Here is a 26,210-nt window from a genome sequence, read left to right as displayed (position 1 = left end):
TTGGGCTTCGCTTCGCTCTACCAATCCTACATACTACACACTGATCAAATCCGGAGCGAACCGATTCCCCAGCTCATATTCGGCCTGGCCTACCTGCTGATCCTGACGCGCTTTATTTGGCCGCTACAATTGCCGCTCTCGATCAAGATCGTGGCGGCGGCGCTCATCTTGGTCGCGTTGCAGTTTCACCGGTGGAGCAAGCTCTCGTCGGGTTCAGTGTTCTCTCCGGAGTTTCCGCGTCCAGTGGTCGCTCTCTTCAATTGGGCGTTCGGCGCGATCGTCCTGCTGGCGCTGCTGCAATTGCTGCTCGATGCCGGACTTCTGGTCGGAATGCTGATCCATGGCGGCATCGTGAGCGCGCCCGATGGCGTCCGCTACGGATTGGCGGGGCTGGCCGGCGTCGCAGCGGCAATCGGCGTCCATCAGGCGATGCGGATTCCGCCGCTGAAAGACATCGAAGTCGGTATCCGCGGACTTCCGCGGCAATTCGACGGATACACAATTCTGCAATTGACCGATCTCCACATCAGCCGGCTGTTTCCCGCCTCATGGGCGCGCGCCGTCGTCGAGCGGTCGAACAAGCTCGGCGTCGATCTGATCGCGATCACAGGGGACCTGATCGACGGCACGCTCGATGCGCGACGCGCCGACATTGAGCCACTGCGGGATCTGAAGGCGACCGACGGCGTCTATGTGATCTCGGGCAATCACGAGTACATCTTTGGCTACGGCCCATGGATGGCGCGCTTCGCCGAACTGGGACTGCTGTCGCTCGAAAACACGAGCATCGTTCTCGATCGCGACGGTGGCCAACTGGCTGTCGCAGGGATCACCGACCGGGCGTCGCGCCACAGAGGGCCTGTCAGGGATCATGCTGCCGCTCTCGAGGATGTTCCCAACGGCGTCCCCGTCATCCTGCTCGATCACCAGCCGAGCGACGCGCGGCACGCTGCGAAGCTCGGCGTGGCTCTGCAACTGTCCGGACACACGCACGGCGGATTGATCCTCGGGATCGACCGGCTGGCCGCACGCGCCAACGCCGGCTTCGTATCGGGTCGTTACGATGTCGACGGGATGACGCTTTATGTGAACAACGGCACCGGCTTGTGGCCGGGCTTTGCGCTGCGGCTCGGTCGCCCCTCCGAGTTGACCCGGATCACGCTGCGCCCAGCGGGCGCCACCTGACCGTATACGTTCGGCCACTGCAATCTTGGTTCGTCGAGCAAAACACCCGCCACCCTGTCAATCGTCTGAACGACGGGCAGATCTAATAGTCACGGCACAACCAGCTTCTTGCGGATGGCATACCGGACCAGTTCGGCCGTTGACGACATCCCGAGCTTGCGCATTGCCGAGGCACGATGAGTCTCGACCGTCTTCACGCTCAGCTTCAGAATGACGCTTATGGATCTGTTGGTATGCCCTTCCGCAATCAATTGGACGATGCTTTGCTCGCGCGACGTTAGCAGCATGCCCGACTTGCCCTGCTTGTTGAGCTGGTAGTCGTGCAGGAGTTTCTCCACAAGGGCGCTGGTAAAATAGGGTCTCCCGTCGAGCAGCGCCTCGATTGCGAAAATGAGGTGCTTCTTGGCATCCGACTTGAACAGAAAGCCACGTACGCCGGCCAGAACCGCTTCCGTCAGCAGTTCCTCGTCTTCATGCATCGTCAAGATCAAGACTTCCGTACGCTGATGAAGCGCCCTGAGACGGCGACTGACCTCCAGTCCGTTGATGAGGGGCATCGAATAGTCGACGATCACGATGTCGGGCCTCGCCTCCAAAGCCAACGCAATGGCCTGCTCTCCATTGCTGGCTTCGCCCGCAACAATCCAGTTCGACTGCATTTCAACGATTGCGCGAAGCCCGGAGCGCACGACTTCATGATCATCCGCAATCAAGATGCGTTTCACGGGCGTCGTTCTTTCCAGTCACAATCGAGCAGATGACCGGCGGCGGCAAAGTCGAACGATCCTATCGATCGTCCGCCGCAGGGTTATCCTACAAAACCCTGAAATGCCTCTGCGAATGTACTCAGCTGGCGCGTTTGCCCCTGACATCTCCGGGGCCAATGCGCCCTCACGCCTCGACGAGTGACGCCCGTACGGCGTATCGGACCAGGCCGGCAGTTGAATTCACGTCCAGCTTGCGCATAGCCGCCGCCCGATGCGCCTCTGTCGTCTTGACACTGAGGTTCAGGATCGCGCTGATGCTCTTGTTGCTGTAACCCTCGGCGACCAGCTTGACGACGAGCTGCTCGCGCGGAGTGAGCCCGTGATACTTGTCGGCATTGCCGCAGGATGCCCGGTTCGCCCCATTCGGGCAACTCACGCTGCAAAACCGCCTGTGCACCAGAAGCGATTCGACGGCCGCCAGCAGCAATCTGTTCGCATCCGATTTGACCAGGAACGCGCGTGCACCGGCCTCGAATGCCTGCTCTGCAAGCAGGCCGGAGTTGTGCACCGTGAAGATCAAGACTTCCGTCTGCAACGGATATTCTCTGATCCGCCTCGCGACCTCCACGCCGGTCATTCGCGGCATTGAGAAATCCACGATCGCGACATGCGGCTGACTTTCGATTGCGGCGCTCAACACCTTGCCGCCGTCGTTCACCTCGGCGACCACTTCCCAGTCCGTTCGTTGTTCGAGCACCGCTCGCAAGCCCGATCGCACGGCATCGTGATCATCAGCGATAAGAAAACGCTTCATGTCAGAGGACTCCAGGGTCATTCACACGGCGGCCCGGCTTGAACTGCTCTATTTTCGCTTGCCGCCGGTGTTCAGTGTTCTTCTTCCCTCATAGCGTTCTTGTGGTTCTCGTATGCCAGTGCTGGCCTTTCGCTTGTTGCGCCTGTTCGTCGTCAGTCCATGTGGAAACACCGCGCGAAGTATCGTGCCGGAGCGGCGCGCTGTCGTATCGGAGCAAATGTCGAGCGAACCTCCGATTTGCTGGAGTCTCGCTCTCATTGCGGGAATTCCAACGCCGATCGATATCGCCTTCGCGCCCGGCTTGGCGTGGTCCGCGTGAAGCCCGCACCCGTTGTCGCTGATCGTCAGCCGAAGTTCGCTCTCGGCCACATCAAGGACGATACCCACTTCCGTCGCCTTCGCATGACGAAACACGTTCGTGAGGGCCTCCTGAACGACTCGCAGGATCGAGCGCTGCTTTTCGTAAGGCAACAGATCGACGTCTGACGCGATTCTGGTCGTGACCCGCAGCGACGTGCGCGCCGCGAAACCATCTGCGTAGTGCTCGATCGTGGCCTTCAGCCTCTCGAGCGTCAGATCCTGCGGATGCAGCAGATAGGCAAAGGCGCGAATTTCCCTCAGCGCTTCGTCGATCGATGCGTCGATCTCCTGGCAAAGCCGCTCAGCTCTCACCGGATCGCCCAGGCTCCGCCGGATTCGCATCAGGCCCAGGCTCGCAGCGATCAAATGCTGGCATGTCGAATCATGCAGATCGGAAGCAATCCGCTGCTGGATATCCTCCTGAATGGACGCCAAATTGAAACTCGACGGCGTGCCCTCCACGCGTCCGGTCGCGTTTTCGAAGGCGCCATTGCGCACGAGGCGATGGCTGCCGATCAACCGGGTGGCCGTAGACCCGGTCAGGGGATCCGTGACCGGAACGATGGTCGTCTCCATATTCTGCCGCTGACTGCCGAATCCAAGACGATGACAAGTCCTGACCTCCGTTCCTTCTGCGAGACAGGTGCGAAGGGTTTTGCAAACCGTTCTGGCGTCTTCCTTGCTCAGGCAATCGGAGACGTCCATCTCCCGGATGGCTTCCGACGAAATACCGAGCTGAGCCTCAAACGCCGGATTGATCCCCTCGTACACGAAGTCGCCTCCAGGCGAGGGACGTACCGCAAAGAGAAGATCGGCTGAGGACATCCAGTACAGGCGGTCGCTGGTATGTTCCGACCCAAGCCGCAGCCACTCCCTGACGCCCGGACGATCGATCTCGCTGGAGGAAGAGCTATGTGGCTTCACGGCACGCACTCACGTCCCCGGCGACGTTCGACACTGAATCTCAATATCGAGCGTCTCCTACCTGCCCAATTGGGCGAAGCGAACGAATGCGCGCCCGTGGGGCACCGCTGTTATACACCGTTAGGTTGATGATACAAATAAAGTTGCACTGCTGCAGGACCGAGTTCTCGAATCTGTGACATCCGTCAGGTTCGAGTATGCAGTTTGTGCCGCAGTCCGACAGTGAAATTCAAATGCGATGAAATAGACGCGCAAGTGCTGCAAATGGTCTTCGCGAACGACACGCGGAGATGGTGCGCTCCGCTGCATGCCGAAGCAGCGCGCGGCCGTAACACCCCGGCCACGGCCGATCCCATGCGATCCGCCTAATAGTCCACCGCGTCCCTGGTAATCGGACAGGTCATGCAGTGTCCTCCTCCGCGGCCCCGCCCCAACTCGGCGCCGACGATGGTGATCACCTCGATCCCCTCCTTGCGCAACAGCGTGTTGGTATAGGTGTTGCGGTCATAGGCGAACACGACACCCGGCGACGCGCAAACAAGGTTGGCTCCGCTGTCCCACTGCGTTCGCTCGCGCATATAGGCGTTGCCGCCCGTCTCGACAACGCGCAGCTTCTTTAGGCCGAGCGATTCGGCCACGACGTCCACGAACGACTTTTCGTCCTTCCGCAGTTCGATGCCGGTGGCATTGTTGGCCGGCCGATAGGAGTACGCCGTGATGTTGTTGACGATATCAGGATAGAGCAGCACGCAGTCGCGGTCGGCGAAGGTGAACACGGTGTCGAGATGCATCGCGGCGCGCAACTTCGGCATGGCAGCCACGATGATGCGCTCGGCTGCCTTCTGCTTGAACAGAGCCGCAGCGAGCTGGCTGATCGCCTGACGCGAGGTGCGTTCGCTCAAACCGATCAGCACATTGCCCTTGCCGATCGGCATCACGTCGCCACCTTCGAGTGTGGCCAGTCCGTGATCCCTGGTCGGATCGCCCCACCAGACATTCACCTTCCCGGCGAAGTCCGGGTGGAACTTGTAGATCGCCGTCGTGAGGATCGGCTCTTCGTGGCGCGCAGGCCAATACAGCGAGTTGAGCGTGACCCCGCCGTAGATCCAGCAGGTCGTATCTCGCGTGTACAGCGTGTTCGGCAATGGCGGCAGCAGATACTCGGTCATGCCCGCCGCTTCGCGGACCAGCTTGAGCGTCTCGCCGCCATGCGCGTCCGGGAAATCATGGGTCGACACGCCGCCGATCAGCGTTTCCGCAAGGTCGCGCGGCTTGAGGCCTTCGAGGTAGGAGCGGAGCTCGTCGACGAGACCAAGACCGACCTGATCGGGAACGACCTGGTTGTCGAGAATCCACTTCCTGGCCTCGGGGATCGCGACCGTTTCCGCCAGCAGGTTGTGCATCTCGACGACGTCGACGCCGCGGTCGCGCATCTTCTGCACAAAGTCGAAGTGATCGCGCTTCGCGTTTTCGACCCACAGCACGTCGTCAAACAGCAGGGTGTCGCAATTCGACGGCGTGAGGCGCTGATGGGCGCGGCCGGGCGAGCAGACCATCACTTTCCTCAACTGGCCGACCTCTGAATGGACCCCGAACCGAACCGAGGTGTCCGATGTCTGCTTTACCATGGGGAGTCTCCCGGGTGTTGCCTGCTCAAATGGTGATGTAGCCAGTGACCAATCCGTGGATCCCAACAGCAGCGCCGGCTGCGACTGCGACGAAGATGCCCCACTCGACGGCGGTAAAGACCTTCGCCTTCTGCTCGAAGCGTGCCCAGAAATACAGTGCCGTGCCGGGGGCGTAGAGAATGGCGGCCAGCAGCAGGTATTTCATTCCGGCTGCATAGATCAGGAACAGCGTGTAGATAACGGCAATGCCGGTGAAGATCATGTCGCGTCGGCGCTGGTCAGGACGCTTCTCGTAGGTCTCGCCCCGCCTGACCAGCAGGAGACCGTAGGCGGCGACCAGAAAAAACGGGATCAGGTTCATGACGCTCGTCAAATTGAGCATCAGCGCAAAAGCGTCCCGGGACCAGTAGGTGCTGATGACGAAGAGCTGGACGATCACATTCGTCAGCCACAGTGCCGCGGCCGGGACCTTGTTCGCATTCTCGGTGCCGAACAGGGCAGGCATGTCCCTGGTCCGGCCGGCCGCCGAGAGCACCTCGGCGCAGATCAGGGACCATGCAAGATAGGCCCCGAGCACCGAGACAAGCAGCCCGATGCTGACGAAGACCGCGCCCCAATGCCCGACCACCGCCTCGAGCACCGTCGCCATGGACGGCTGCCGCATCTCGGCGATTTCCGCGCGGGGAAGCACCGCGTAAGGCAGCATGGTGACGAGCACCATGAGACTGGTGACGATCACAAAGCCCAAAATCGTCGCCGCGCCAACGTGGGATCGTTCCTTGGCGTAGCGTGAATAGACGCTGGCGCCTTCGATCCCGAGGAACACGAACACCGTGACCAGCATGGTCGCGCGGATCTGGTCGAAGAGACCCTTGTCAGGCATGCCTTCGCCGCCCCAGAAATTGGCGCGGAACATGTCGCCTTTGAACGCAAACACGAGAATGACGATGAAGACCAGGATCGGCACGATCTTGGCGACCGTGACGACGGTGTTGATTGCCGCGGCTTGCTGCACACCGCGCAGGATCATGAAGTGAAACAGCCAGATCCCGACCGATGCCACGATGATCGCGACGACGGTATTGCCGTCGCCAAACACCGGAAAGAACGCGCCCAGCGTCGATTTGATCAGGACCCAATAGGAGACGTTGCCAATGCAGCTTCCCGTCCAGTAGCCGAGCACGGACAGGAATCCCGGATAATTGCCGAATCCTGCCTTCGCATAGGCATAGACACCGGCGTCGAGATCGGGTTTTCGTTCCGCCAGCGACTGGAAGACGCGGGCCATTGTGTACATGCCCCCGCCGGCAATGCACCAGGCGAAGATGGCGCCGAACGGGCCGGTGGCGATGCCGAAGGTGCGGGGCAACGAGAAGATGCCCGAGCCGACCATCGAGCCGACCACCATCGCGGTCAACGCGAACAGAGAGAGCTTTTGGATTGACGGCGTCCCAGTCATGGGAAGACCTCGCGACACGCGGGTGCGCTACATCCTGGCCGATAGACTAGCCCGGTCGCTGCACCATGCGCCTTGGGGGGAGCCCGGAATATCGGGTGATCACCTAGTCGAGGGCCGGGATTTCCCTCGCCGGAAACAACGGTTCAAGACGGCGACGCTGCAGGTGCCCCGGCGCGTTCCTTCTCGCCGAAACAGGCCACGTACATTGTCGGCAGCAGGACCAAGGTCAGGACGGTCGCAACCAGCAGGCCGCCCATGATGGCAACGGCCATCGGTCCCCAGAATACGGTTGGAGCAATCGGGATCATGCCGAGAACCGTCGATACCGCCGTCAGCATGATAGGACGGAAGCGGGAACTACTGGCATCCACCGCCGCTTCCCAGGGACTCTTGCCCTGCGCGCGCTCCGCATCGATCTGGCCAATCAGGATCACAGCGTTCTTGCAGATCATGCCAAGCAAGGCGAGAACGCCCAGAATCGTGACAAAGCCCATCGGTCTGCCGGAGAGCAACAAGGCGGCGACGACGCCGATCATGCCGAGTGGCGCCACGCTTGCGACCATCAATAGCCGCGGAAAGCTCTGCAACTGGACCATCAGAACCGTGAACATGACGAACAGCATCATGGGCACCACGGCGAGTACGGACGCCTGCGATCTCCGGCTTTCTTCCACGGTCCCGCCGACGACCACTTCGTAAAAAGCGGGTAGCGTCTTTCTCAACCGTTCGATGGCTGGCGATAGAGCATCCACCACCGAATTCGGCAGCGATCCTCCGTTGATGTCGGCACGCACTGTCAACGTCGGAACGCGGTCGCGTCGCCAGATCAGCGGATTTTGCTGTTGAAATTCGAACGTCGCAAACTGGCTGAGCGACACGGTCCTTCCACCAGGCAGCGGCACTTGAAGCGTCCGCAGATTGGACAGCGAGATGCGCTGTTCGTCGACTGCGCGGGCCACCACGTCGACCAGATAGACGTCGTCGCGAACCTGGGTGACGATTGCGCCTGAAATCACGGTGTTCAGCACGGTCGATATCGCCTGCGAGCTCAGTCCGAGACGACGCGCTTCATCCTGATCGACGCGAATGCGCAGCTCGCGCGCCGGCTCCATCCAATCGAAATTGATGCTCTTGGTCCGGGGATCGGAAGCGAGGATCTGCCCTACCTTGAGAGCGAACTCACGTACCTGCTCGACATCGGGTCCGCTCACGCGATATTGCAAGGGCCATCCGACCGGCGGGCCGAGGCCGAGCGGCGAAACCGACGCGACCGCAGCCGGAAATTCCTCCGCGAGCAGACGCTCCAGTTTCACATGCAGGCGCTCGCGCGCTGCAACGTCCTTTGCCACGACGACCGCCTGTGTGAAGAAATCGTTCGGAAGCTCTGCGTTGAGTGGAAGATAGAAGCGGATTGCACCACGTCCCACATTGGTGCTCCAGTGATGCACGTCCGGGTCGCCGGCCAGAGCCGCGTCCAGACGCTTCGCTGCGGCTTCGCTGGCAAAGATCGATGCATTCTGGGGCAGGCTGAGATCCACAAGCAATTCAGGCCGGTCGGACGACGGAAAAAACTGTTGCGGTATCAACGGAAGCGCGAGAACGGAGGCGACGAAGAGCGCCAGCGAGACCGCGATCGTCAACCATTTGGCGCGCATCGCCAGCGTGAGACAGCTCCGATAAAGGCGGAATATCCTGCCGGGCTCAGCGGAGTTCTTCTGCTTCGGTGGAACAAGAATGAGCACGCCCAGCAACGGCGTGAAGATCACGGCAACGAACCACGACACGAGGAGCGCGATCGCGACGACGGCAAACAGCGAGAACGTATATTCGCCGGCCGAACTCGCCGCAAAGCCAACCGGAATGAAGCCCGCGATTGTCACCAGCGTTCCAGCGAGCATGGCAAAGGCGTGGCTGCGATAGGCGAACGTCGCGGCGTCGACCTTGCTGTCGCCTTGCGCCAGCCGAGTGAGCGTTGCATCGGTCGTCGTCATCGCATCGTCGACCAACAGTGCGAGCGCGATGATCAGCGCTCCCAGCGATATCCGCTGCATGTCGATGCGGGCCATCTCCATGATTGGAAATACGATGGCCAGCGTCAACGGGATGGCAAGCGCGATGATAAGGCCGGGACGGATTCCGAGGCTGATGAAGCTCACGACCATGATGATGGCGATGGCCTGCAACAGCGACGTCATGAATTCGCCGATCGCGCCTTCGACTACAACGGCCTGATCGGCGACGAGACTCGGCTCGATTCCAATCGGGAGGTCGGCGGTGATCTGCTCCATCACCTTCTTGATGTTCCTGCCGAGTGCTAGAATATCGCCGCCATCGCGCATGGCGATGGCCAGCCCGATAGCGGGTTGGCCATTGACCCGGAACATCGGTTGCGGCGGGTCGACATATCCCCGCCGCACCTGCGCGATGTCGCTCAGGCGAATGGTGCGACCGCCCGCGACGAAGTTGACGGCGGCAATGTCCTGCTCCGACTGAAAGCTGCCTGAAACCCGAACGGAGATGCTTTCCTTGCTGGTCTGGATCATCCCGGCCGGATGGACGATATTTTGCGCTTGTAGCGCGGCGAGCAGGGCCGTCCGATCAATGCCCAGGGTGGCAAGTTCCTGCTTGGAGAATTCGACGAAGATCACCTCATCCTGTGCGCCCATCAACTCGATCTTCGACACGTCCGGGATGCGAAGCAATCGGGAGCGGATATCCTCGACACGGTCGCGCAACTCCCGCTGGGTGAAGCCATCGCTGGTAAAGCCGTAGACGATACCAAACGTGTCACCGAAATCGTCATTGAAGCCTGGGCCGATGACCCCTGAGGGTAGGGTATGGCGCATATCCCCGACGCTCTTCCTCACCTCGTACCAGGCATCGGAAACCTGCCTTGCGTTCGCGCTTCCTTCCAGGTTGACGAAGATCGTGACCAGTCCTGCCCGGGTGGAGCTGCGCAGGAAGTCCAGATGGGGGGTCTGCTGCAACTGACGCTCGAGCCGTTCCGTCACCTGCTTCATTGTTTCTTCAGCCGTTGCCCCCGGCCAGGCCGCCTGAACGACCATGGTCTTGATGATGAACGAAGGATCCTCGTTTCGACCAAGCCGGAAATACGCCAGGGCCCCCGTGATCACGGCAACCATCATGACATAGACGACGAGCGAGCGATGCTTGAGCGCCCATTCGGAGAGGTTGAGTCCGGTCATGGCTCTGACCCGAGCACGCGCACCCTCTGGCCCGGATGCAGGGCCTGAACGCCCGCGGTGACGATAATCTCTCCGGCATCCAATCCTTGCGAGACAGTCACCTGTGCTTGGTCGGAGCGCAGGATTTCAACGTTGCGTGCAGCCACGACGTTCGTCGACGGGTCGAGAATCCACACGGCCGGCTGTTGGTTGATCCGCGTCAACGCGGTTGCCGGTATGTCGATCGTCGGCCCGGAATTGATTTCGACTCGGCCGTTGACTGTCGCGCCGAGCCGCATCGCCGCCGGCGGATCCGTCAAACCGACCTTGACCTCAAACGTGCGGGTAACGGCATCGGCTTGCGCTGCGATCTGACGAATACGGCCTTGTGCCGTAACGTTGGGATCATCCGTCAGGCTGACCGTGACCTGCACGCCTGCCGGCGCCGATCTCACCATCTGAGCGGGAATGTCGAAGACGGCGTCGCGGCCGTCCTGTCTGGCGATCCTTGCGATCATCTGCCCGGCTTGAACGACCTCGCCGGCGGGTGGCCCGGTCGCGATGATCTTGCCTGCCGCGTCGGCTCGCAGTTCGGTGAAGCTGACGAGATCGTGCGCAGAACTTAACTGTGCCTCCGCCGCCTCGACCTGCGACTGGGCCGTTTGCCGCGCCTGCGTTGCCGCCTCGAAATTGGCGCGCGTGGTCCATCCCTGCGCCAACAGTGTCTCCTGGCGTTCGTAATGGTTGCGCGCCTGCGTCAACTGGCCCTGCGCGGCGGAAAGAGCAGCCTTCGCCTGCCGCAATCCGCTCAGCTCGTTTTGCGGCTCCAGTTCGGCCAGCAATTGCCCGGCCTCAACCCTGTCACCAACCTTGATGTCGTTCGCAAGCAGGCGTCCCGAAATCCGGAAGGCGACGCTGACTTCGTCCTCAGCCTCCACGCGGCCTGTGAAGGTCAATGGCACGAGGCTCTCGCGCTTCTCGATCGTCGTGGTCCGGACCGGACGCGGCGGCGATTCCTTGGTTTCCGTATCGCGTCCACACGCTGCCAGGATCAGCGCGGAGGCCGCAACCATCAGGATTGGTGCAAAGACTTGCCGAGATGTCGTTCGGCGGTTGCACATGATCATCAGCCCCTCAACTTGCGGAAATGTTGCCGACCAGGCTTTCCCGAGGTTGGGGATTCCGCGGGCTCTCCCGTTGGTAGCTTTGCCCAAGGGATCGGTCGCACACATCGGTAAATCTACCCGGTGTGGCTGGATGCAATCGCGGCTAACAAGACGCAGACAAATGACGGCGCGCGCGCGTGAACAACGCGCTCCGGCGACGTTTTAGGGAATTCCCGACACCCAGTCAGGCGATCACCCGATATCGCAGGTGCGATCAAGAGCGCAACGTTTCGCGCGCAATGGTAGGATCCTCAGGGGAGACGAGAAGTGCGTGCGCACGTCGCAGCCCGAGTCAGCGTGGCGTCCCGCGCGGCATGGTTTCTTTGCCTTTGGCTCGTCCTTGCCGGCGCCACCCTCGATGACGTTCCCGCTGCAGCGACCGCTGTCGGCGCGGCAACCTGGACGAGCCTGCGTTTCCTGGCGCCTGGCAGCTCGCGGCTCTCGCCTCGCGCGCTCGGCCGGCTGGTGTTGCTCTTTCTGTATCACTCCATCGTTGCCGGAGCGGACGTCGCAAGGCGCGCGCTCGATCCGCGGCTGCCGCTGCGCCCCGGATTTGTCGCCTATCCAACCGGCCTGCCGCCTGGTCCGCGTCGCAATGTGTTCGCAACGCTCACCAGCCTGCTTCCTGGCACCGTGCCTGCGGGAGATCAGAACGCGCAGATCTTCTATCACTGCCTCGACGTCGAACGGCCCGTGATTGCGGAGCTTGCTGCGGAGGAGGAGGCCTTGGTTCGAGCGCTTTACAATGACTGAGTTTCTGACCGCCGCGGTCGGCTTCATCCTGGCCATGTTGGCGCTTGGGCTGGTGTCGATCCTGCGGGGCCCAGGAGACGCCGACCGTGTGATGGCGACGCAGTTGATCGGAACCGGAGGTATTGCGGCGCTGCTACTGCTCGGCACTGTCGCGGGCGTCCCTGCGGCAGTCGACGTGGCGCTGACTTTGGCGCTCTTGGCAACCTTCGCTTCCATCGCGTTCGTCAAGAAGGGGCTTTCCCGGTTCGAAGCCGACGGGACCGCATCAACGGAGAACGAATGAGCCTTGTGCGCGACATGATAAGCATTGCGGCCGTGTCGGCGGGTGCGTTCTTCTTTCTGGCCGGTACCGTCGGTCTACTTCGCTTTCCCGATACGCTGACGCGCCTGCACGCGCTCACCAAGGCGGACAATCTTGGCCTGGGTCTCGTCGTGCTCGGATTGCTTCCGCAAGCAGATAGTCTTCGAGACGCGCTGAAGCTGGTCAGTATCTGGCTGCTCGGGCTGCTCGCAGGCGCGACGGTCTCGCAACTGATTGCGCGCGCCGCGCGCCAAGGCGGATCGATCAGATGAGCATCGCGACGGCTTTCGAAATCATGCTCGCTGCGGTCTTGCTGGGCCTCGGCATCTGGACGATTGTGGTTCGCGAGACCTTTTCGGCGACGGTCGGTTTCGTTGCCTATGGACTGCTGGTCGCGCTCATCTGGGTACGTCTCGATGCTGCTGACGTCGCACTGACCGAAGCGGCGATCGGCGGAGGGCTCAGCGGCGTCTTGCTGTTGGGTGCGGCCGCGCGATTGCGCGATGCCGAACCGATGGCGGAAGCGGCGCCGGGCAAATTGCTGCGGGCAACCGCGGCAGCGCTGTCGGTGCTGACGACCGCAACTCTCGCCGGCACGGTCCTGCTGCTGCCCGATCCTGCTCCGTCGCTTGCTCCAGCTTCTGTCGCAAATGCCTGGGCAACAGGCCTGTCCAATCCCGTGACCAACGTTCTGATGGCGTTCCGGGCGATGGATACCATGCTTGAGAAGGTCGTGCTCGTGCTGGCCATCGTCGGCGTTTGGTCGCTTGCACCTGATAGCGCTTGGGGCGGCCGTCCGGGGCCACGCCACCGGGCCGATCCATATGGTGTTCTCGCTTTTCTTGCACGCCTGCTGTCGCCTGTCGGCATTGTCGTCGGGATCTATGTCTTCTGGACTGGCGCGAACCATCCCGGCGGAGCTTTCCAGGGCGGCGCGATTCTCGCGTCGATGTGGCTGCTGGCCACCATGGCCGGGTTGGCGGACACGCCACCCGTGAGCAGCCGACCTCTACGGCTTATTCTGGTGGCCGGCTCCGGCCTGTTCCTCATCGTCGGCCTCGCGGGCCTTCTGTTCGGCGCTGCATTCCTGTCCTATGCGCCGGCGCTGGCCAAGCCCCTGATCCTCGGGATCGAGGTCGCGATGGTTCTGACGATCGCGACAACCCTCGGCCTGCTGCTGTCAGGCGCGCCGGAACGGAGCGCGGAGCCATGGGCACCGTGACGGTGTTTGGACTGTGCGCTGCTGCCGTAGTCGGACTTGGTCTCTACGGCGTGATCGCCAATCCGCAGCCCCTCCGCAAGATCATCGCCTTCAATCTGCTTGGCAGCGGCGTATTCCTCCTGTTTGGCGTGATTGGGCGGCGGGGAGCGGTCGCAGGGATAGGCAGTGATCCGGTGCCGCAGGCCTTGGTGATTACTGGCGTGGTGGTCGCGTTCTCGGCGACCGCCCTGGCCATCGCCTTGCTACTGCGGCTGTTCGACACTGCCGGCTCGGCCACGCTGGATAGCGACGCGCCGACGAGGCCGCGCCCCGATCGGTTTGGTGGTTGATGCCGGCCCCTGCGACCTTGCTGGCGACGACCGCGGATGGCCATCTGTTGGTGCTGTCGATCGTTGTGCCTGTCGCGGGCGTGCTGTTGTCGTTCGTGCTGAGCGAGCGCTACGTCCGGCAGATCGCCCTTGCCGTCATGCCGGTCGGAGCGGCAATCGCAATGGCCATTCTCCTTGCCTTGCCGCGAGGCGATGGCTTCATTGTCTATCTTCTTGGCGCCTGGTCGCCGCCGCTGGGAGTGGCGTTGCGCGCGGACGGATTGTCTGCGGTGATGCTCGCGGCCACGGCGATCATCATCTGTGCGGTCGGCGTGTATGCAGCGGCCGATTCTCCTCCTGCAGCAGGAAGCCGGCGGGTACCATTCGCATTTTGGGTTCTGTTGATGGCGATCTGGGCAGCGCTGAACACCATCTTTGTCGGCGGCGACCTCTTCACCCTTTACGTTGCCTTGGAACTGCTGACATTCGCGGCGGTGCCGTTGGTCTCTCTCGAGGGCCGCGCGGACACGCTTCGGGCCGCGTTGCGCTACCTTCTGTTCGCGTTGGTCGGGTCGGTCTTCTATTTGATGGGCACCGCTCTGCTCTATGGCCTCTACGGTACGCTCGATATCTTGCTGCTGTCGCATCGCGTCTCCGCGGAACCCGGCGTGCTTATTGCGGCGGCGCTGATGACGTCCGGCCTCCTCGCAAAGACCGCGCTGTTTCCGCTGCACCTCTGGCTGCCGCCCGCTCACGCCGGTGCCCCGGCCGCAGCGAGCGCAATCCTGTCCGGACTGGTCGTGAAGGGATCGTTCTTCATCCTCCTGCGGCTATGGTTCGACGTGCTGCTCGCCTTGCCGGGCTTTGCCGCTGCACAGATTTTGGCAACGCTGGGGGCTGGCGCGATCGTGGTGGGGAGCATCGTCGCCCTGCGGCAGGACCGGCTTAAGCTGCTCGTCGCATATTCGACATTGGCCCAGATCGGGTACCTCTTCCTACTGTTTCCACTCGCCCTCGATGGTCAGGGCCGACTCGACACCGGACCGGCGCTGGCAGGTGGATTGATACAGGCGATCTCCCACGCCACTGCGAAAGCGGCGATGTTCATGGCAGTCGGGTCGATCTACGCCGGCCTGGGCCATGACCGCATCACCGGGATCGGCGGCACCGCGCGCGCTCTGCCCCTGAGCGTCATGACCTTCGCGTTGGCCGGCTTCGCACTGATGGGACTTCAGCCGGGCGGTGCTTCGCTGGCGAAGGAATTGCTGCTCCTGGAGACTGCGAGGACGGGACAGTGGTGGTGGGCTGGCGCGCTCCAGTTTGGCGGGATGTTCACGGCCGCCTATGTCTTGCTGGTACTTGTCCACGCGCTTTCGCCTCCGGATCAGCCGGTTGCCCTCGCGGCGAGGCCGCGACGCGGCAGCGATTTAGCGGCACTTGCCTTGGCGCTCTGCTCGCTGTTGCTTGGCCTGCTGCCTTGGCAGCCGTACTTGCCGATCCCGTATGCTCTGGAATCGAAGCTGTTTGGCGTCGAATCGCTCGTCAAATCGCTCATAACCGTGCTCGGAGGTACCGCGCTCGCGATCCTGCTCAGTCCCTGGCCACATCCGCTCGTCGGTACGATGGCCTGGAAAGATCTGGCGAGCGTGCTCGGTCCTTTCCGGCGCGCGGGTCTGGGGCTTGGCGGCCTTGTCGAACGGGGTGATCGCGTCCTTCGTCAATGGCCGGTGGCCGGCATCTGCATGCTCGCCGTAACGGTGCTGCTCGCTGCTTCAATGTTTGGAGCGGATTGAACGGATCGGAAAAACATCCGGCGCGCCCGGGGTTTTGTCGGATGCCGGGTCGGCGGCTCACGCTCTATTCTTGATCTCGCTCTGTGCGGTCGGGGCCAGTCGGCCCTGAGCGGACCTGCCCCAATGGAAACGGAGGTCTCAATGTCCGATCTCGTCGCGATCGTGTATCCGTCCGAAGCGAAAGCCGAAGAGGTACGTCAGCGCCTCCTCAAATTGCAGAAAGAGTATCTGATCACGATAAGCGACGCCGTCATCGCCGTGAAAACGGAGTCCGGCGGCATCAAGCTCAATCAACTCGTCAACACGACGGCGATGGGCGCGATGACCGGAAGCTTCTGGGGTCTTCTGATCGGCGTGATTTTCCTCAATCCGATCCTTGGTGTCGCGGTCGGCGCGGCATCCGGCGCACTCGGCGGCGCGCTGACCGACTTCGGCATCGACGACGCCTTCATGAAGGAGCTGTCTGGCTCACTGCACACCGGCAACGCCGCCCTGTTCGTCCTGATCAAGAATATGACCGCCGACAAGGTGCTGAAGGAGATCAAGGACGCCGGCGGGACGGTGCTGAAGACGTCGCTGGACGATGCCAAGGAACAGGCTCTGCGCGACGCGCTCGCAAGCGCCGCCGCGGAGCGGCCAGCGGCCTGAACGGATGCCTTCAGCCGTTCAGCGCCGGCCGCCGAGCAGGCGTAGCATCATCATGAACAGGTTGATGAAGTTGAGATAGAGCGACAGCGCCGCAATAACCGACTTGCGGCCTGCCGAGGTTTCATCGTCACCGGCATCGTACATCGCCTTGATCCGCTGCGTGTCGTAGGCCGTAAGCCCGGCGAAGACGCCGACGCCTACGACCGAAATCAGCCAGTCGAGTCCGGTTGACTGCAGGAAGATGTTCACGAGGCTCGCGATGATGACGCCAATGAGCCCCATGAACAGGAAGGTGCCGAGGCCGGAGAGGTCGCGCCTCGTCGTGTAGCCGAAGACGCTGAGCGCCCCGAACGTCGCGGCAGAGATGAAGAATACGCGTGTGATCGAAGCGCTCGTATAGATGTGGAACAAGGTCGAGAGCGATACGCCGACCAGCGCTGCATAAATGAAGAACAGCAGGCGCGCCGTTGATACCGAAAGCGTGTTGATGCGCGCGCTGATGAAGAACACCAGTGCCAGCGGCGCCAGGATAAAGACCCACATCAACGGGTTCTGCAGCAACGCCGGGCCGGTGAGCTGGTAGGTCAACCACGCGGCGACAGCGGTGAGGCCGACACCCGCAGCCATGTAGTTGTAGATGCGCATCATGTAATTGCGCAATCCGGCGTCCACCGCAGTTGTGCCGCCACCGATCGCGCCTGATCTCGAAAGGTTCTGATCGAAGTTGGTCATAGCTTGCCTCCTCCTGAACTCGCGGAGCCCGGCCAAGCTAGCCTCCACACCCGCGCGACGGCATCGGACAATCACCCGAGTGCCGGTGGCGAAAACCACGTATGCGGCTGCAACCGCCCGCCGCCCCGCCCTTCGCGGCAGCCATCCCGCTCATTACCAATGCGCAATCCGGCGCCGTTTCTCATCCCTTTGGTGTAGGTCTCTTACGGCTTTGTCACTTGGAAGCCGGCCGCGATCCGGCTTAATTCGGCGGCATGCGCTTCTTCTTCCATATCGTCGACAAATACGGTCTTTGTCCCGATGGCATCGGATGTGACCATGTCAATCATGACGCAGCCGTTCTGCACGCCCAGCGGATCGCCGCCGAGCTCGCGAAGGCCGGCGAATTCTTCCGCGCCGGTGTCGTATTCGTAGCTCGTGCCGCTCTTCCCGGATCGCCATCATGCTGTCGCGATGAGGGCCCGGCTGCCGCGCCGCCAAGATCTGATGGCCGCTCACAGAGCTCCGGCACGGGCCGATTTCCGGCTCTGGCTTCTACAGAGAATCCCTGATGTCCGAAGGTGAGGGGTGCCTCTAGGCTCTTCACCGGGATTGGCCGGCATCCGTGCCGGCTTCCGTCCCGGATTTGGAAGGCCGTCCTCATGGCTCCTTCGACGAACGAGGCCAATCAGAAGCTCTCCCGCAACGCGCTCATCGCCCTTGTGATCGGGTCGATGGTCGGTTCTGGCATCTTCGCATTGCCAGCATCCTTCGGACGAGCCACTGGCGCATTCGGAGCGATCATCGCCTGGGCGATCGCGGGCACCGGCATGCTCATGCTGGCATTGGTGTTCCAATCGCTGTCCCAGCGCAAGCCTGACCTTGATGCCGGCATTTACGCCTACGCCAAGGCTGGATTCGGGGAGTATATCGGGTTCGCTTCGGCCGTTGGCTACTGGATCGGCTGCTGTCTTGCAGACGTCGCCTGCCTCATTCTGATCAAGGCGACCCTGGGGACGTTCTTCCCGGTCTTCGGCGACGGCTCGACACCGATCGCCATTGCCTCCGCAACCGTGCTGCTGTGGAGCGTACACGTGCTGGTGCTGCGCGGCATCAAGGGCGCGACCGCGCTCAACACAGTGGCGACCTACGCCAAGGTCATCCCGATATTCTTGTTTATTATCGTGGCCGCGATCACCCTCGACGGCGATTTGTTCGCCGGGAATTTCTGGGGAACGGCAACGCCGGATTTTTCTGACGTGTTCAACCAGGTCCGCAGCACGATGCTGCTGACCGTATTTGTCTTCGTCGGTATCGAGGGTGCAAGCGTATATTCCCGCTATGCCCGGAACCGCGCCGACATCGGCTTTGCAACCGTGGTCGGGTTTCTGACTGTTCTCTGCCTTCTCGTCCTCGTGACGCTGCTGTCGTACGGCGTACTGCCACGACAACACCTGGCGGGCCTCCCGACGCCGTCGATGGCGGGCGTCATGGAAGCGATGGTTGGTCGCTGGGGCGGCGTGTTCATCAGCGTCGGATTGCTGATCTCGATCCTCGGCAACTATCTTTCATGGTCGCTGCTGGCTGCCGAGGTCCTGCATTCTGCGGCTGTCAATCGAACCATGCCCTCCTTTCTCGCCCGCGTAAACGTGCACGACGTTCCCTCCGGTGCGCTCTGGCTCACCAACTGCGTCATCCAGCTCTTCCTCCTCGTGACCTGGTTTGCGGAATACGCCTTCACGCTCGCCTTGAAGATGACGAGCGCGATGACGCTGGTTCCGTACTTCCTTGTCGCGGCCTATGGCCTGAAGCTGGCCTCGCGCGGCGAGACCTACAAGGCCTTCGAGCGGGCGCGTGTAGTCGACTGGATCCGCTCGATGATCGCGACGCTTTACGCGGTCGGCATGATCTACGCCGGCGGGCCCAAATTTCTGCTGCTGTCGTCCATTCTGTACGTGCCCGGCACCTTGCTCTTCTTTCTGGCGAAGCGCGAACGCAAGGAAGCGACCTTCACACCGCTCGAGGCCATCCTGTTTGCGGCGATTGCGATCGCCGCGTGCGCCGGCATCTATGCACTCGCGACCGGAGCCATATCGATCTGAATTCCAGCGACCTCTGATCATTGGGAGGCGAACATGAAAGTCACACTCTACGGGGTCCTGATTCTGGTCGGGATGGCGGCGGCTACACCGCCGACCCTGTCCTTGGCCCAGTCGAATGCTCCCGCCACATCCGCTGCGCAGGACACTGGCACGTCCGCGCCCAAATCCGAGATGAAGTCAGAGACGAAGACCGCGACGCCCAATACCAATATGACCCCGACCAAGCACCGTTACTGGCGTCATCGCGGCGGCACGCATCCGCATTTTGGCAGCCGCCGCGTCCGCAGCCAGGTTCAGGCGCCGCAATAGGACCAGCGCATTGGTCGACCCATGAACGACGCGCGTACAGGCGAGAGAGATTCCGAGGTCACACGGCGCGACGAGCCGGTTGATCGTCCCCGCGATGCCGGACCGCGCAGCATTTTGGGGACGGGACTGAGCCTGCTTGCCGCTGGCGTCGCGCTGTTCCTGATCTGGCAGACGGTCTCCAGCCTTCTCCTCATCTTCGCGGGTGTGCTGTGTGCGGCGTTTCTCGATGCGTCAGCGCGGGCCTTGGCGCCGGTCATCCCGCTCAATCGTGCCTGGCGGCTGACGCTGGTGCTGTTGCTGCTATCGGCCATCGCGGGGTTTGGCCTCGACTGGGGTGCGGGCAAGCTGCCGGAGCAGACGCGGAACTTGATCAAGGTGATGGATACCCAACTCGACATCGTCCAGGCGCATTTGCTGTCGTACGGCGTGGAGCTGCTTGGTCCGGAAGGCGGCCGCAATTTCTCGCAATGGCTTTTCTCCGACCAGGGCAGGTTCATCAGCCACGCCCAGATCGTGCTGGGCGGAGCATCGAGCCTGCTGACCGGCGCTCTCGTGATCCTGTTCCTCGGGATCCTGTTTGCGTTTGATCCGACCAGCCACCGCGACAGCCTCGTCATGCTGATGAAGCGATCGTATCGCGCGCGGGCAAGCGCTGTCATGGACGAGATGGGCGCCGTCATGCGGCTATGGTTCGTCGGGCAATTGATCCGCATCATCCTCATGACGCTGTGTGTGTGGATCGCGCTCTACTTGATCGGGCTCCCCGGTCCCTTCGTGCTCGGATTGCAGGCGGGTCTGTCCAATTTCATCCCGTATCTCGGGCCGATCGTGGCCGCGATTCCGATCGCCCTCGTGGCGATGCCGCTCGGCGCCTCACTGCTGATCTGGGCCATCGTCGTCTACACCATCATCCAGTCGGTCGAAGGCTATGTCATTGGCCCGTTGATCCAGCGCCAGGCCGTCGAAATTCCTCCTGCCTGGACATTGGTTGCGATCGTCCTGCTGGGCGCGATGTTCGGCGTCATGGGCATCGCGCTCGCCATGCCCCTGGTCGCCGTCGGGCGGGTTGCGATCATCCGGTTCTACGTCGAGGACTGGCTCGACGCTGATCCCAAGCAGACGTTGAACGCCAAACATTTGTAAGTGGATGATCATGAGCGACGTCGATGTCGAACGTAACGATGGCATGGAGAGCCCCGCATCGCGTTCGGGGATGGCTCACTTCCTGTGGCAGCAATTGCCCTATGTCGTGGCGCTGGTGCTCGCCATCGCGGGCGTCGCCTATACCAACGTGTCCCACCAGCCTCTTGTCGGCTACTGGGAATTCCTGGCGCTGTCCATCGGCGTGGTCTGCGTCGTCACCAAATGGCCGGAGACCGAGAGCAAGGAGGCCCAGCTCCGATTGATCTGGACCCAGGCGCTGCATTGGGTTGCCGTCCTGGTCACCATGAACATCATGCTGGTGGCGGGCGTGCAGCAGTTGCTTCCGACGCCCGCAACGGGCCTCGTCCTGCTGACGTTGCTCGCCCTCGGCACGTTCCTCGCGGGCGTCAGCCTTCTGTCGCTGCAAATCTCCTTCCTCGGCCTTGCGATGGGCGTGGCCGTCCCGGCGATATCCTGGCTGAAGCAGTCCGTCTTCTTCTTCCTGCTGGGTGCCGTGCTGCTGATCGGCCTCGGCATTACGTTCTGGCTTCGCCAGGACAGACCGCCAGCGACAAGGGCCATCAACAACCAAAGGGAGGCTTGAATGCGAACAATGCGGCTCTTCTTCATCGGCACGTTCGTCTTGTTGTGCACCGTCTTGCCCGCCCGCGCCGACGCATTCCGGGTCGGCCGACTGTTGTGCTTCAGCGAGCCGCGCGTGGGGCTGGTCCTGGGATCGGCGCAATCGCTGCGCTGCGTGTTCTACGCGAGAAGGTCACAGCGGCAGTATATCTATGAGGGACGCATAAGGCGCATCGGTCTCGACCTTGGCGTGACCTCCGCAGGCACCTTGTCGTGGGCCGTCCTCGCCAGGAATTCCCGGATCGGCCCCGCCACCCTGCGCGGGAACTACGTGGGAGCGAGCGGCGCCATCGCCCTTGGACCCGGCCTCGGAGCCAACGTTCTGATTGGCGGTTCGCGCCGAAGCATCATGCTGCAACCGCTGTCGATCGAGCGGTCGATCGGGATCAATCTCGCGGCCGGCGTCACCAATCTGACGTTGGGTCCACGCGGCACGCGATAGCAGAGCGACTGCGAGCGACGTTGGTTGGATTTCCCGCTTCCTTGCTCAGGGTTTCGTCGGATGTCGAGGGTACGAGTTCGAAGTTACCATGCCAGGGAGATGATCGCGCGCATCAGGAGGATGGCATGACGGTCTACGACAGCCGGTCCGGCATCGAAGCGCTGGGTCCTCCTCCACTGTGGGTCTGCGTCCTCCTCGGCATCGTGATGATCGGTGCTGGTGTCGCGGCGCTCGGCGATGTGGCGTTCGCGACTGTCATCAGCGTCAAGCTGATCGGGTTGACGGCAATTGCAGCGGGCGCGTTCGAGATCGCCCATGCCTTCTGGACCAGGGGGTGGGGCGGGTTCCTGTGGCAGACTCTGCTCGGCACGCTCTATGTCGCCTTCGGACTTGTGCTTCTGACGGAGCCCGCTTCCGGCGCCCTGATCCTGACCTATTTTCTCGGCGCCGCGCTGTTCGCATCGGGCGTCATCAGATGCGTGCTGAGTTTCGCCTATTGGCGGCAGAACGGCTGGATGATGCTGGTCTCCGGTCTCTTCGCACTCCTTGCCGGGCTGCTCATCCTGTTTGGCTTTCCCACCATCAGCGCTTGGGCGCTCGGCTTCCTGCTGGGCGTCGATCTGATCTCGCACGGCTTCGCCTGGCTGCTCTACGCGCTTCACGCTGTGCGAAGGACTGCGTAACAAGAGGAGAAAGATGATGGACACTCCCAACCGTCGAGCTTTCCTTGGCTTTGCCCGGAACGCCGTTGCCGCCGCAGCGATCGGCGCGATCGGGGTTCGTTTCATCGAGGCAGCAGAAGCGATGCCGATGGCTCCCGACCTTGCCAAGGCCGCCACGCAGTCGGACCCCCTGACGCAGGCGCAGTGGGGACCCGGTCCTGGTTGGGGTCCAGGCTGGGGACCTGGTCCCGGCTGGGGCCCCCCGCCGCCGCGCCGGCGCCAGCGTCGCTGGGTTTGCTGGTGGCACCGCGGTCGTCGTCATTGCGGATGGCGGTGGCGATAGGAACGCTGTCGCGAAGGTCTCAGATCCCGGCGGCAGATATGTCACGGAGTTTGTGCGGATCCTGAGCCACCATGACGGAGGCAATTGTGCGCAACACGAAGCATTGGCTCCTTTCTGCGGCTCTGGCAGCTCTTCTTGTTCTGGCAACCTGGTACTGCGCGTCGGTGTGGCAAGCCACGTCACCAATGCCGCTTTACCGCAATGTCATCCTCGGAGTGGCTGCCATCCTGATGCTTGTGATCGGCGTCGGCCTGACCGCACTGATGTTCTATAGCCGCCGCAAGGGTTACGACGAGCCCGCACGCAGCGATCGGACACCGCGGGAGTAACGAGGCGCGGGTTAAGGACCTGAGTTGTCGACCGCGCCTTCGCGAAGCGGAATCACGTTATCGAGGAGGGGATGCAGCCTCCTCGATCCGCCGATGTCGGGCCAGAAAGGGATTGTCGCTACGATCGAGCAGCTCAGCCGGCCGTCGGCGATGCTGCGGGTCCAGGCACTGGTCGGGATAGCGATCGAGCCCGCCGTGCATCCAAGATGGAATACAGAGCGACGATCAAGACGTTGGGTACCCACGAGGTAAACGCCAGGACCGGAGACATGCTGGCATAGCTGGCGTACCCCAACGCGTAACCGATCGGAATCTGCAGGCGAAGGACAACGGCTCCAAAAGTCATCGCGTAGCTGAAGCGCACGAACAGGCGATGCCATTCGAGCCTTCCTCGCACGGCTGAAATCCAGGCGGCCACGGTCGTGCCGATCCACACGACCGCGAGGATGCCGAAGCCGAGACCAGCCACCCATCCCCCCGAGGCAAATGGTGACGTCGCCAATGCGCCTGCTCCGGCCACGACGCATGCCAGAACGTAAGCTCGGCCGGACCAGCGATGCAGCGCCGGATGGCGGGCGCGGAGCCCCGGCAGGAATTGGAGCGGTCCCAGCAGCAAGGCGGCAGGAGCTATCAGCATATGCGTTAGCGCTTGCAGGGGCGCCCGCAACATGACGGCCTTGATATCAGGATCGACGCCGAGCCAGACGTTTTCCAACGTGGCGTAGTATCGCAAGGCGTGCACCGCGACGAGCGTGGCGAGCACGGCCATCATGCCCTGCCCAATTCGGGGGATGTATCCTGCCTGCATCTGTCTCGCACCCTGCCGCTGCTGCTGGTCAAACCGTTGGTCCTACCGCCGGTCTCTCCCGGAGAGGGAAGCCCGACTGTGATCGAACCGTTCGGGCGGACAAGGATTGGGGGGGCGCCGGCTCCGGAGCAGGGATGAAGGAACGCGTGCTGGGACGAATGGCGTTGTCAGCGGGACGAAAAGCGTTCGATTTGGGCTAGACGCCGTCGGCGCAGGTTCGCCCCCATACAAGATTCCTGTTGTCGCGCGACTCCGGCGCCTCTAGCATCCCGACAAAGCAAAAGGCGTCGGGACGAAATTTGCCGCGAGGACATCATGCGCTGTATCAGTGCATTGCTGCTGGCCGCTTGTGTGCTGGGATCGCTGCTGTTCGCATCAGTGGAACCTGGTCATGCGCAGGGTATTCCGCAAAACATTCCGAGGAAGGAACTGCTGATCCTCGAGAACCCGGAAGGCACCGTCAAGAATGCCGGCTGGTTCAACATCTGGGTGATCAACGCCAGCGCGCAGTCCAATGGGCTGCAGCAGGTTGCGCTTGATACGCTCTGGTACATCGATCCCGAGAGCGGTCTCGACGGCGTCTGGGACAACTCGCTGGCCGCCGACAAGCCGCAATACAACGCCGACTTCACTGAAATGACGGTCAAGCTGCGCAGCGGCATCTTTTGGAGCGACGGCGTCGAGTTTTCGGCCGACGACGTCGTCGCAACCGTGATGACCCAGATCAAGCATCCGGCCATGCGCTTCAGTGCGGTGCTGACGAGCAACGTCGCCTCCATCGAGGCGCCGGATGCGCACACCGTCGTGTTCAAGCTCAAAAAACCCAACTCGCGCTTCCACACCAATTTCACGGTGCGCTGGGGCGCGGTGTGGATCCTGCCCAAGCACATCTTCGACAAGGTCGAGGATCCCGTCAAATTCGATTTCAACAAGCCGGTCTCGCTCGGCGCCTATGTGCTGCACAGCTATGATCCCGACGGCAAATGGTACATCTGGCAGCTCCGCGACGACTGGCAGCGCACCACGCTGGCGCGCTTCGGCAAACCGGGTCCGAGATATCTCGCTTATGTCGATCCCGGGCCGCCCGACAAGCGGGTGATCGCTCAACTCAACCACGAGCTCGACGTGATCCACGATATGGCGCCTGAGGGCATGTTTGCCCTCGCCAAGCAGAGCAAGACGACGCGGGCCTGGTTCAAGGGATTCCCCTATGGCCATCCCGATCCGACGCTTCCCGCGGTGATCTTCAACACCCAGAATGAGAACTTCAAAAATCCTGATGTGCGGTGGGCGCTGGCGCTGTTGATCGACATCAAGGCCGTGGCGATGGCGGCCTATCGCGGCGCTGCCACCATATCGGCGATCGGCGTGCCGCCGACAGGAACTCATCCGGCCACCTATCACGCGCCGATGGAAGACTGGCTCAAGAATTTCGAGATCGATACCGGAAAACGCAAGATCAAGCCGTACGATCCGACCATCGGCAAGCAGATTGCCGACATGCTGCGGCCGTCCATGGGCGAGCAGATCCCGACCGATCCGGCAGAGATCGCCAAGGCGTTCGGCCGGGGCTGGTGGAGGACGGATCCGGTCGCGGCGCAGGAGCTTCTGGAGAAGGCCGGCTTCAGCAAGCGCGGCGGCGCCTGGATCACGCCTGATGGAAAGCCCTTCAGTGTCCGCGTCATGGTCGAGGGCGATTTGCGTCCGGTGATGACGCGGGCCGGAACGATGATCGTGCAGCTGTGGAAGCAGGCGGGCATCGACGCCAAGATCGACGTCGCGCAAGGCACGCTGCCGACGCGGCGGGCCGCCGGTGATTTCGACACTTTCATCGGCTGGAGCGTCGAGACCTTGGGCGGCCACCCGGACCTGTCCTACTTCCTCGACAGCTGGCATTCGCAATTCGTCGCCGAGCCGGGCAAGCCGCAACCGCTGCGCAACTGGCAGCGCTGGTCCAGTCCAGCACTCGACAAGATCATCGAGGAAATCCGTACCGTTGGTTTCGACGATCCCAAGTCGATCGAGCTCGGCAAGGACTACATCAAGCTCGCGGTGAAGGAGATGCCGACCATTCCGCTGATGGCCTACAACGTGTTCACCGCGATGGACCAGACCTACTGGACCGGTTTCCCGACCTCGGAGAATCCCTACACCAATCCCGTGCCGAACTGGGGCAATTCGCGCTACATGTTCGTCCGGCTGAAGCCGGCAAGCTAGGACGCGATGATTCCGCAGCGCCCGCATCTGCCGTGGCGACCTTGTCGAG

The 26,210-nt window shown here is 62.2% G+C and carries 27 protein-coding genes; 17 read left to right on the top strand and 10 right to left on the bottom strand.

What is annotated here, in order from left to right; all coding sequences use genetic code 11:
• Positions 1-63: 63 nt before the first annotated feature.
• Positions 64-1,185, top strand: a complete 1,122-nt coding sequence (locus XI06_RS01155; protein ID WP_271604562.1) for a metallophosphoesterase — start codon at positions 64-66, stop codon at positions 1,183-1,185.
• Positions 1,186-1,274: 89 nt separating this feature from the next.
• On the opposite strand, the gene XI06_RS01150 is transcribed toward XI06_RS01155, so the two are convergent.
• From XI06_RS01150 to XI06_RS01120, 7 genes are all read right to left on the bottom strand, one after another.
• Positions 1,275-1,910, bottom strand: coding sequence for a response regulator (locus XI06_RS01150; protein ID WP_237872513.1), 636 nt, complete (start codon positions 1,908-1,910; stop codon positions 1,275-1,277).
• Positions 1,911-2,076: 166 nt separating this feature from the next.
• Positions 2,077-2,706, bottom strand: coding sequence for a response regulator (locus XI06_RS01145; RefSeq protein WP_237863337.1), 630 nt, complete (start codon positions 2,704-2,706; stop codon positions 2,077-2,079).
• Between the two features lie 48 nt (positions 2,707-2,754).
• A complete protein-coding gene (locus XI06_RS01140) occupies positions 2,755-3,999 on the bottom strand; it encodes a sensor histidine kinase (protein ID WP_271604427.1) in 1,245 nt (414 codons plus the stop codon).
• Between the two features lie 356 nt (positions 4,000-4,355).
• The gene (arcA, locus tag XI06_RS01135; protein WP_237862818.1) at positions 4,356-5,618 is read right to left on the bottom strand and encodes an arginine deiminase; all 1,263 of its coding nucleotides are present in this window, start codon (positions 5,616-5,618) and stop codon (positions 4,356-4,358) included.
• A gap of 25 nt (positions 5,619-5,643) precedes the next feature.
• Positions 5,644-7,077 (bottom strand): basic amino acid/polyamine antiporter, encoded by a 1,434-nt coding sequence (locus XI06_RS01130; protein ID WP_237872507.1) that lies wholly within the window; start codon positions 7,075-7,077, stop codon positions 5,644-5,646.
• A 143-nt stretch (positions 7,078-7,220) separates the two neighbouring features.
• Positions 7,221-10,283 carry an efflux RND transporter permease subunit gene (locus XI06_RS01125; protein ID WP_271604426.1) on the bottom strand — a complete coding sequence of 1,021 codons (3,063 nt, stop codon included), beginning with the start codon at positions 10,281-10,283 and terminating at the stop codon, positions 7,221-7,223.
• Complete coding sequence (locus XI06_RS01120; protein WP_442869396.1) at positions 10,280-11,335, bottom strand: efflux RND transporter periplasmic adaptor subunit; 1,056 nt, start codon at positions 11,333-11,335, stop codon at positions 10,280-10,282. The genes XI06_RS01125 and XI06_RS01120 overlap by 4 nt, the downstream gene beginning before the upstream one ends.
• Before the next feature lie 360 nt (positions 11,336-11,695).
• Between XI06_RS01120 and XI06_RS01115 the strand changes: the two genes are divergently transcribed.
• The 7 genes from XI06_RS01115 (at position 11,696) to XI06_RS01085 (ending at position 16,453) form a co-directional block, all read left to right on the top strand.
• Complete coding sequence (locus XI06_RS01115) at positions 11,696-12,181, top strand: Na+/H+ antiporter subunit E (RefSeq protein ID WP_237872502.1); 486 nt, start codon at positions 11,696-11,698, stop codon at positions 12,179-12,181.
• Positions 12,174-12,464, top strand: coding sequence for a monovalent cation/H+ antiporter complex subunit F (locus XI06_RS01110; RefSeq protein ID WP_237872500.1), 291 nt, complete (start codon positions 12,174-12,176; stop codon positions 12,462-12,464). Before XI06_RS01115 ends, XI06_RS01110 begins: the two co-directional genes overlap by 8 nt.
• Positions 12,461-12,754 (top strand): monovalent cation/H(+) antiporter subunit G, encoded by a 294-nt coding sequence (locus XI06_RS01105; RefSeq protein WP_237872498.1) that lies wholly within the window; start codon positions 12,461-12,463, stop codon positions 12,752-12,754. Before XI06_RS01110 ends, XI06_RS01105 begins: the two co-directional genes overlap by 4 nt.
• The gene (locus XI06_RS01100) at positions 12,751-13,704 is read left to right on the top strand and encodes an MnhB domain-containing protein (RefSeq protein WP_271604425.1); all 954 of its coding nucleotides are present in this window, start codon (positions 12,751-12,753) and stop codon (positions 13,702-13,704) included. Before XI06_RS01105 ends, XI06_RS01100 begins: the two co-directional genes overlap by 4 nt.
• Entirely contained in the window at positions 13,692-14,033 is a 342-nt protein-coding gene (locus tag XI06_RS01095) for an NADH-quinone oxidoreductase subunit K (protein ID WP_271604424.1), read from the top strand. The genes XI06_RS01100 and XI06_RS01095 overlap by 13 nt, the downstream gene beginning before the upstream one ends.
• 50 nt (positions 14,034-14,083) lie before the next feature.
• Entirely contained in the window at positions 14,084-15,805 is a 1,722-nt protein-coding gene (locus tag XI06_RS01090) for a complex I subunit 5 family protein (RefSeq protein ID WP_271604560.1), read from the top strand.
• A gap of 141 nt (positions 15,806-15,946) precedes the next feature.
• Positions 15,947-16,453 (top strand): DUF1269 domain-containing protein, encoded by a 507-nt coding sequence (locus XI06_RS01085; RefSeq protein WP_237872493.1) that lies wholly within the window; start codon positions 15,947-15,949, stop codon positions 16,451-16,453.
• Positions 16,454-16,471: 18 nt separating this feature from the next.
• On the opposite strand, the gene XI06_RS01080 is transcribed toward XI06_RS01085, so the two are convergent.
• Both XI06_RS01080 and XI06_RS01075 read right to left on the bottom strand, forming a co-directional pair.
• Positions 16,472-17,185 carry a Bax inhibitor-1/YccA family protein gene (locus XI06_RS01080; RefSeq protein WP_237862813.1) on the bottom strand — a complete coding sequence of 238 codons (714 nt, stop codon included), beginning with the start codon at positions 17,183-17,185 and terminating at the stop codon, positions 16,472-16,474.
• 203 nt (positions 17,186-17,388) lie between these two features.
• Positions 17,389-17,514: a hypothetical protein gene (locus XI06_RS01075; RefSeq protein ID WP_271604423.1), complete on the bottom strand. Its 126-nt coding sequence runs from the start codon at positions 17,512-17,514 to the stop codon at positions 17,389-17,391.
• Between XI06_RS01075 and XI06_RS43620 the strand changes: the two genes are divergently transcribed.
• From XI06_RS43620 to XI06_RS01040, 8 genes are all read left to right on the top strand, one after another.
• Complete coding sequence (locus tag XI06_RS43620; protein ID WP_377803186.1) at positions 17,458-17,736, top strand: hypothetical protein; 279 nt, start codon at positions 17,458-17,460, stop codon at positions 17,734-17,736. The two genes, XI06_RS01075 and XI06_RS43620, sit on opposite strands and share 57 nt — an antisense overlap.
• A 90-nt stretch (positions 17,737-17,826) precedes the next feature.
• Entirely contained in the window at positions 17,827-19,266 is a 1,440-nt protein-coding gene (locus tag XI06_RS01070) for a basic amino acid/polyamine antiporter (protein ID WP_271604422.1), read from the top strand.
• A 33-nt stretch (positions 19,267-19,299) separates the two neighbouring features.
• A complete protein-coding gene (locus XI06_RS01065; protein ID WP_237862810.1) occupies positions 19,300-19,575 on the top strand; it encodes a hypothetical protein in 276 nt (91 codons plus the stop codon).
• Positions 19,576-19,596: 21 nt separating this feature from the next.
• Complete coding sequence (locus XI06_RS01060; protein WP_237862809.1) at positions 19,597-20,718, top strand: AI-2E family transporter; 1,122 nt, start codon at positions 19,597-19,599, stop codon at positions 20,716-20,718.
• Between the two features lie 10 nt (positions 20,719-20,728).
• Positions 20,729-21,322: a hypothetical protein gene (locus tag XI06_RS01055; RefSeq protein ID WP_237862808.1), complete on the top strand. Its 594-nt coding sequence runs from the start codon at positions 20,729-20,731 to the stop codon at positions 21,320-21,322.
• Positions 21,323-21,802 (top strand): DUF992 domain-containing protein, encoded by a 480-nt coding sequence (locus XI06_RS01050; protein ID WP_237862807.1) that lies wholly within the window; start codon positions 21,323-21,325, stop codon positions 21,800-21,802.
• A 125-nt stretch (positions 21,803-21,927) separates the two neighbouring features.
• Positions 21,928-22,485, top strand: coding sequence for an HdeD family acid-resistance protein (locus XI06_RS01045; RefSeq protein WP_271604421.1), 558 nt, complete (start codon positions 21,928-21,930; stop codon positions 22,483-22,485).
• A 393-nt stretch (positions 22,486-22,878) separates the two neighbouring features.
• Entirely contained in the window at positions 22,879-23,136 is a 258-nt protein-coding gene (locus XI06_RS01040; RefSeq protein WP_237872485.1) for a hypothetical protein, read from the top strand.
• Between the two features lie 133 nt (positions 23,137-23,269).
• On the opposite strand, the gene XI06_RS01035 is transcribed toward XI06_RS01040, so the two are convergent.
• Positions 23,270-23,908: a DUF2306 domain-containing protein gene (locus tag XI06_RS01035; RefSeq protein ID WP_237872483.1), complete on the bottom strand. Its 639-nt coding sequence runs from the start codon at positions 23,906-23,908 to the stop codon at positions 23,270-23,272.
• 351 nt (positions 23,909-24,259) lie between these two features.
• Between XI06_RS01035 and XI06_RS01030 the strand changes: the two genes are divergently transcribed.
• Positions 24,260-26,161, top strand: coding sequence for an ABC transporter substrate-binding protein (locus XI06_RS01030; protein WP_271604420.1), 1,902 nt, complete (start codon positions 24,260-24,262; stop codon positions 26,159-26,161).
• Positions 26,162-26,210: the final 49 nt, after the last annotated feature.

Origin of the sequence: Bradyrhizobium sp. CCBAU 11434 (assembly GCF_028128895.1) — a bacterium.
Classification (GTDB): domain Bacteria; phylum Pseudomonadota; class Alphaproteobacteria; order Rhizobiales; family Xanthobacteraceae; genus Bradyrhizobium; species Bradyrhizobium zhengyangense.
This window is presented reverse-complemented; position numbering and strand designations above follow the sequence as displayed.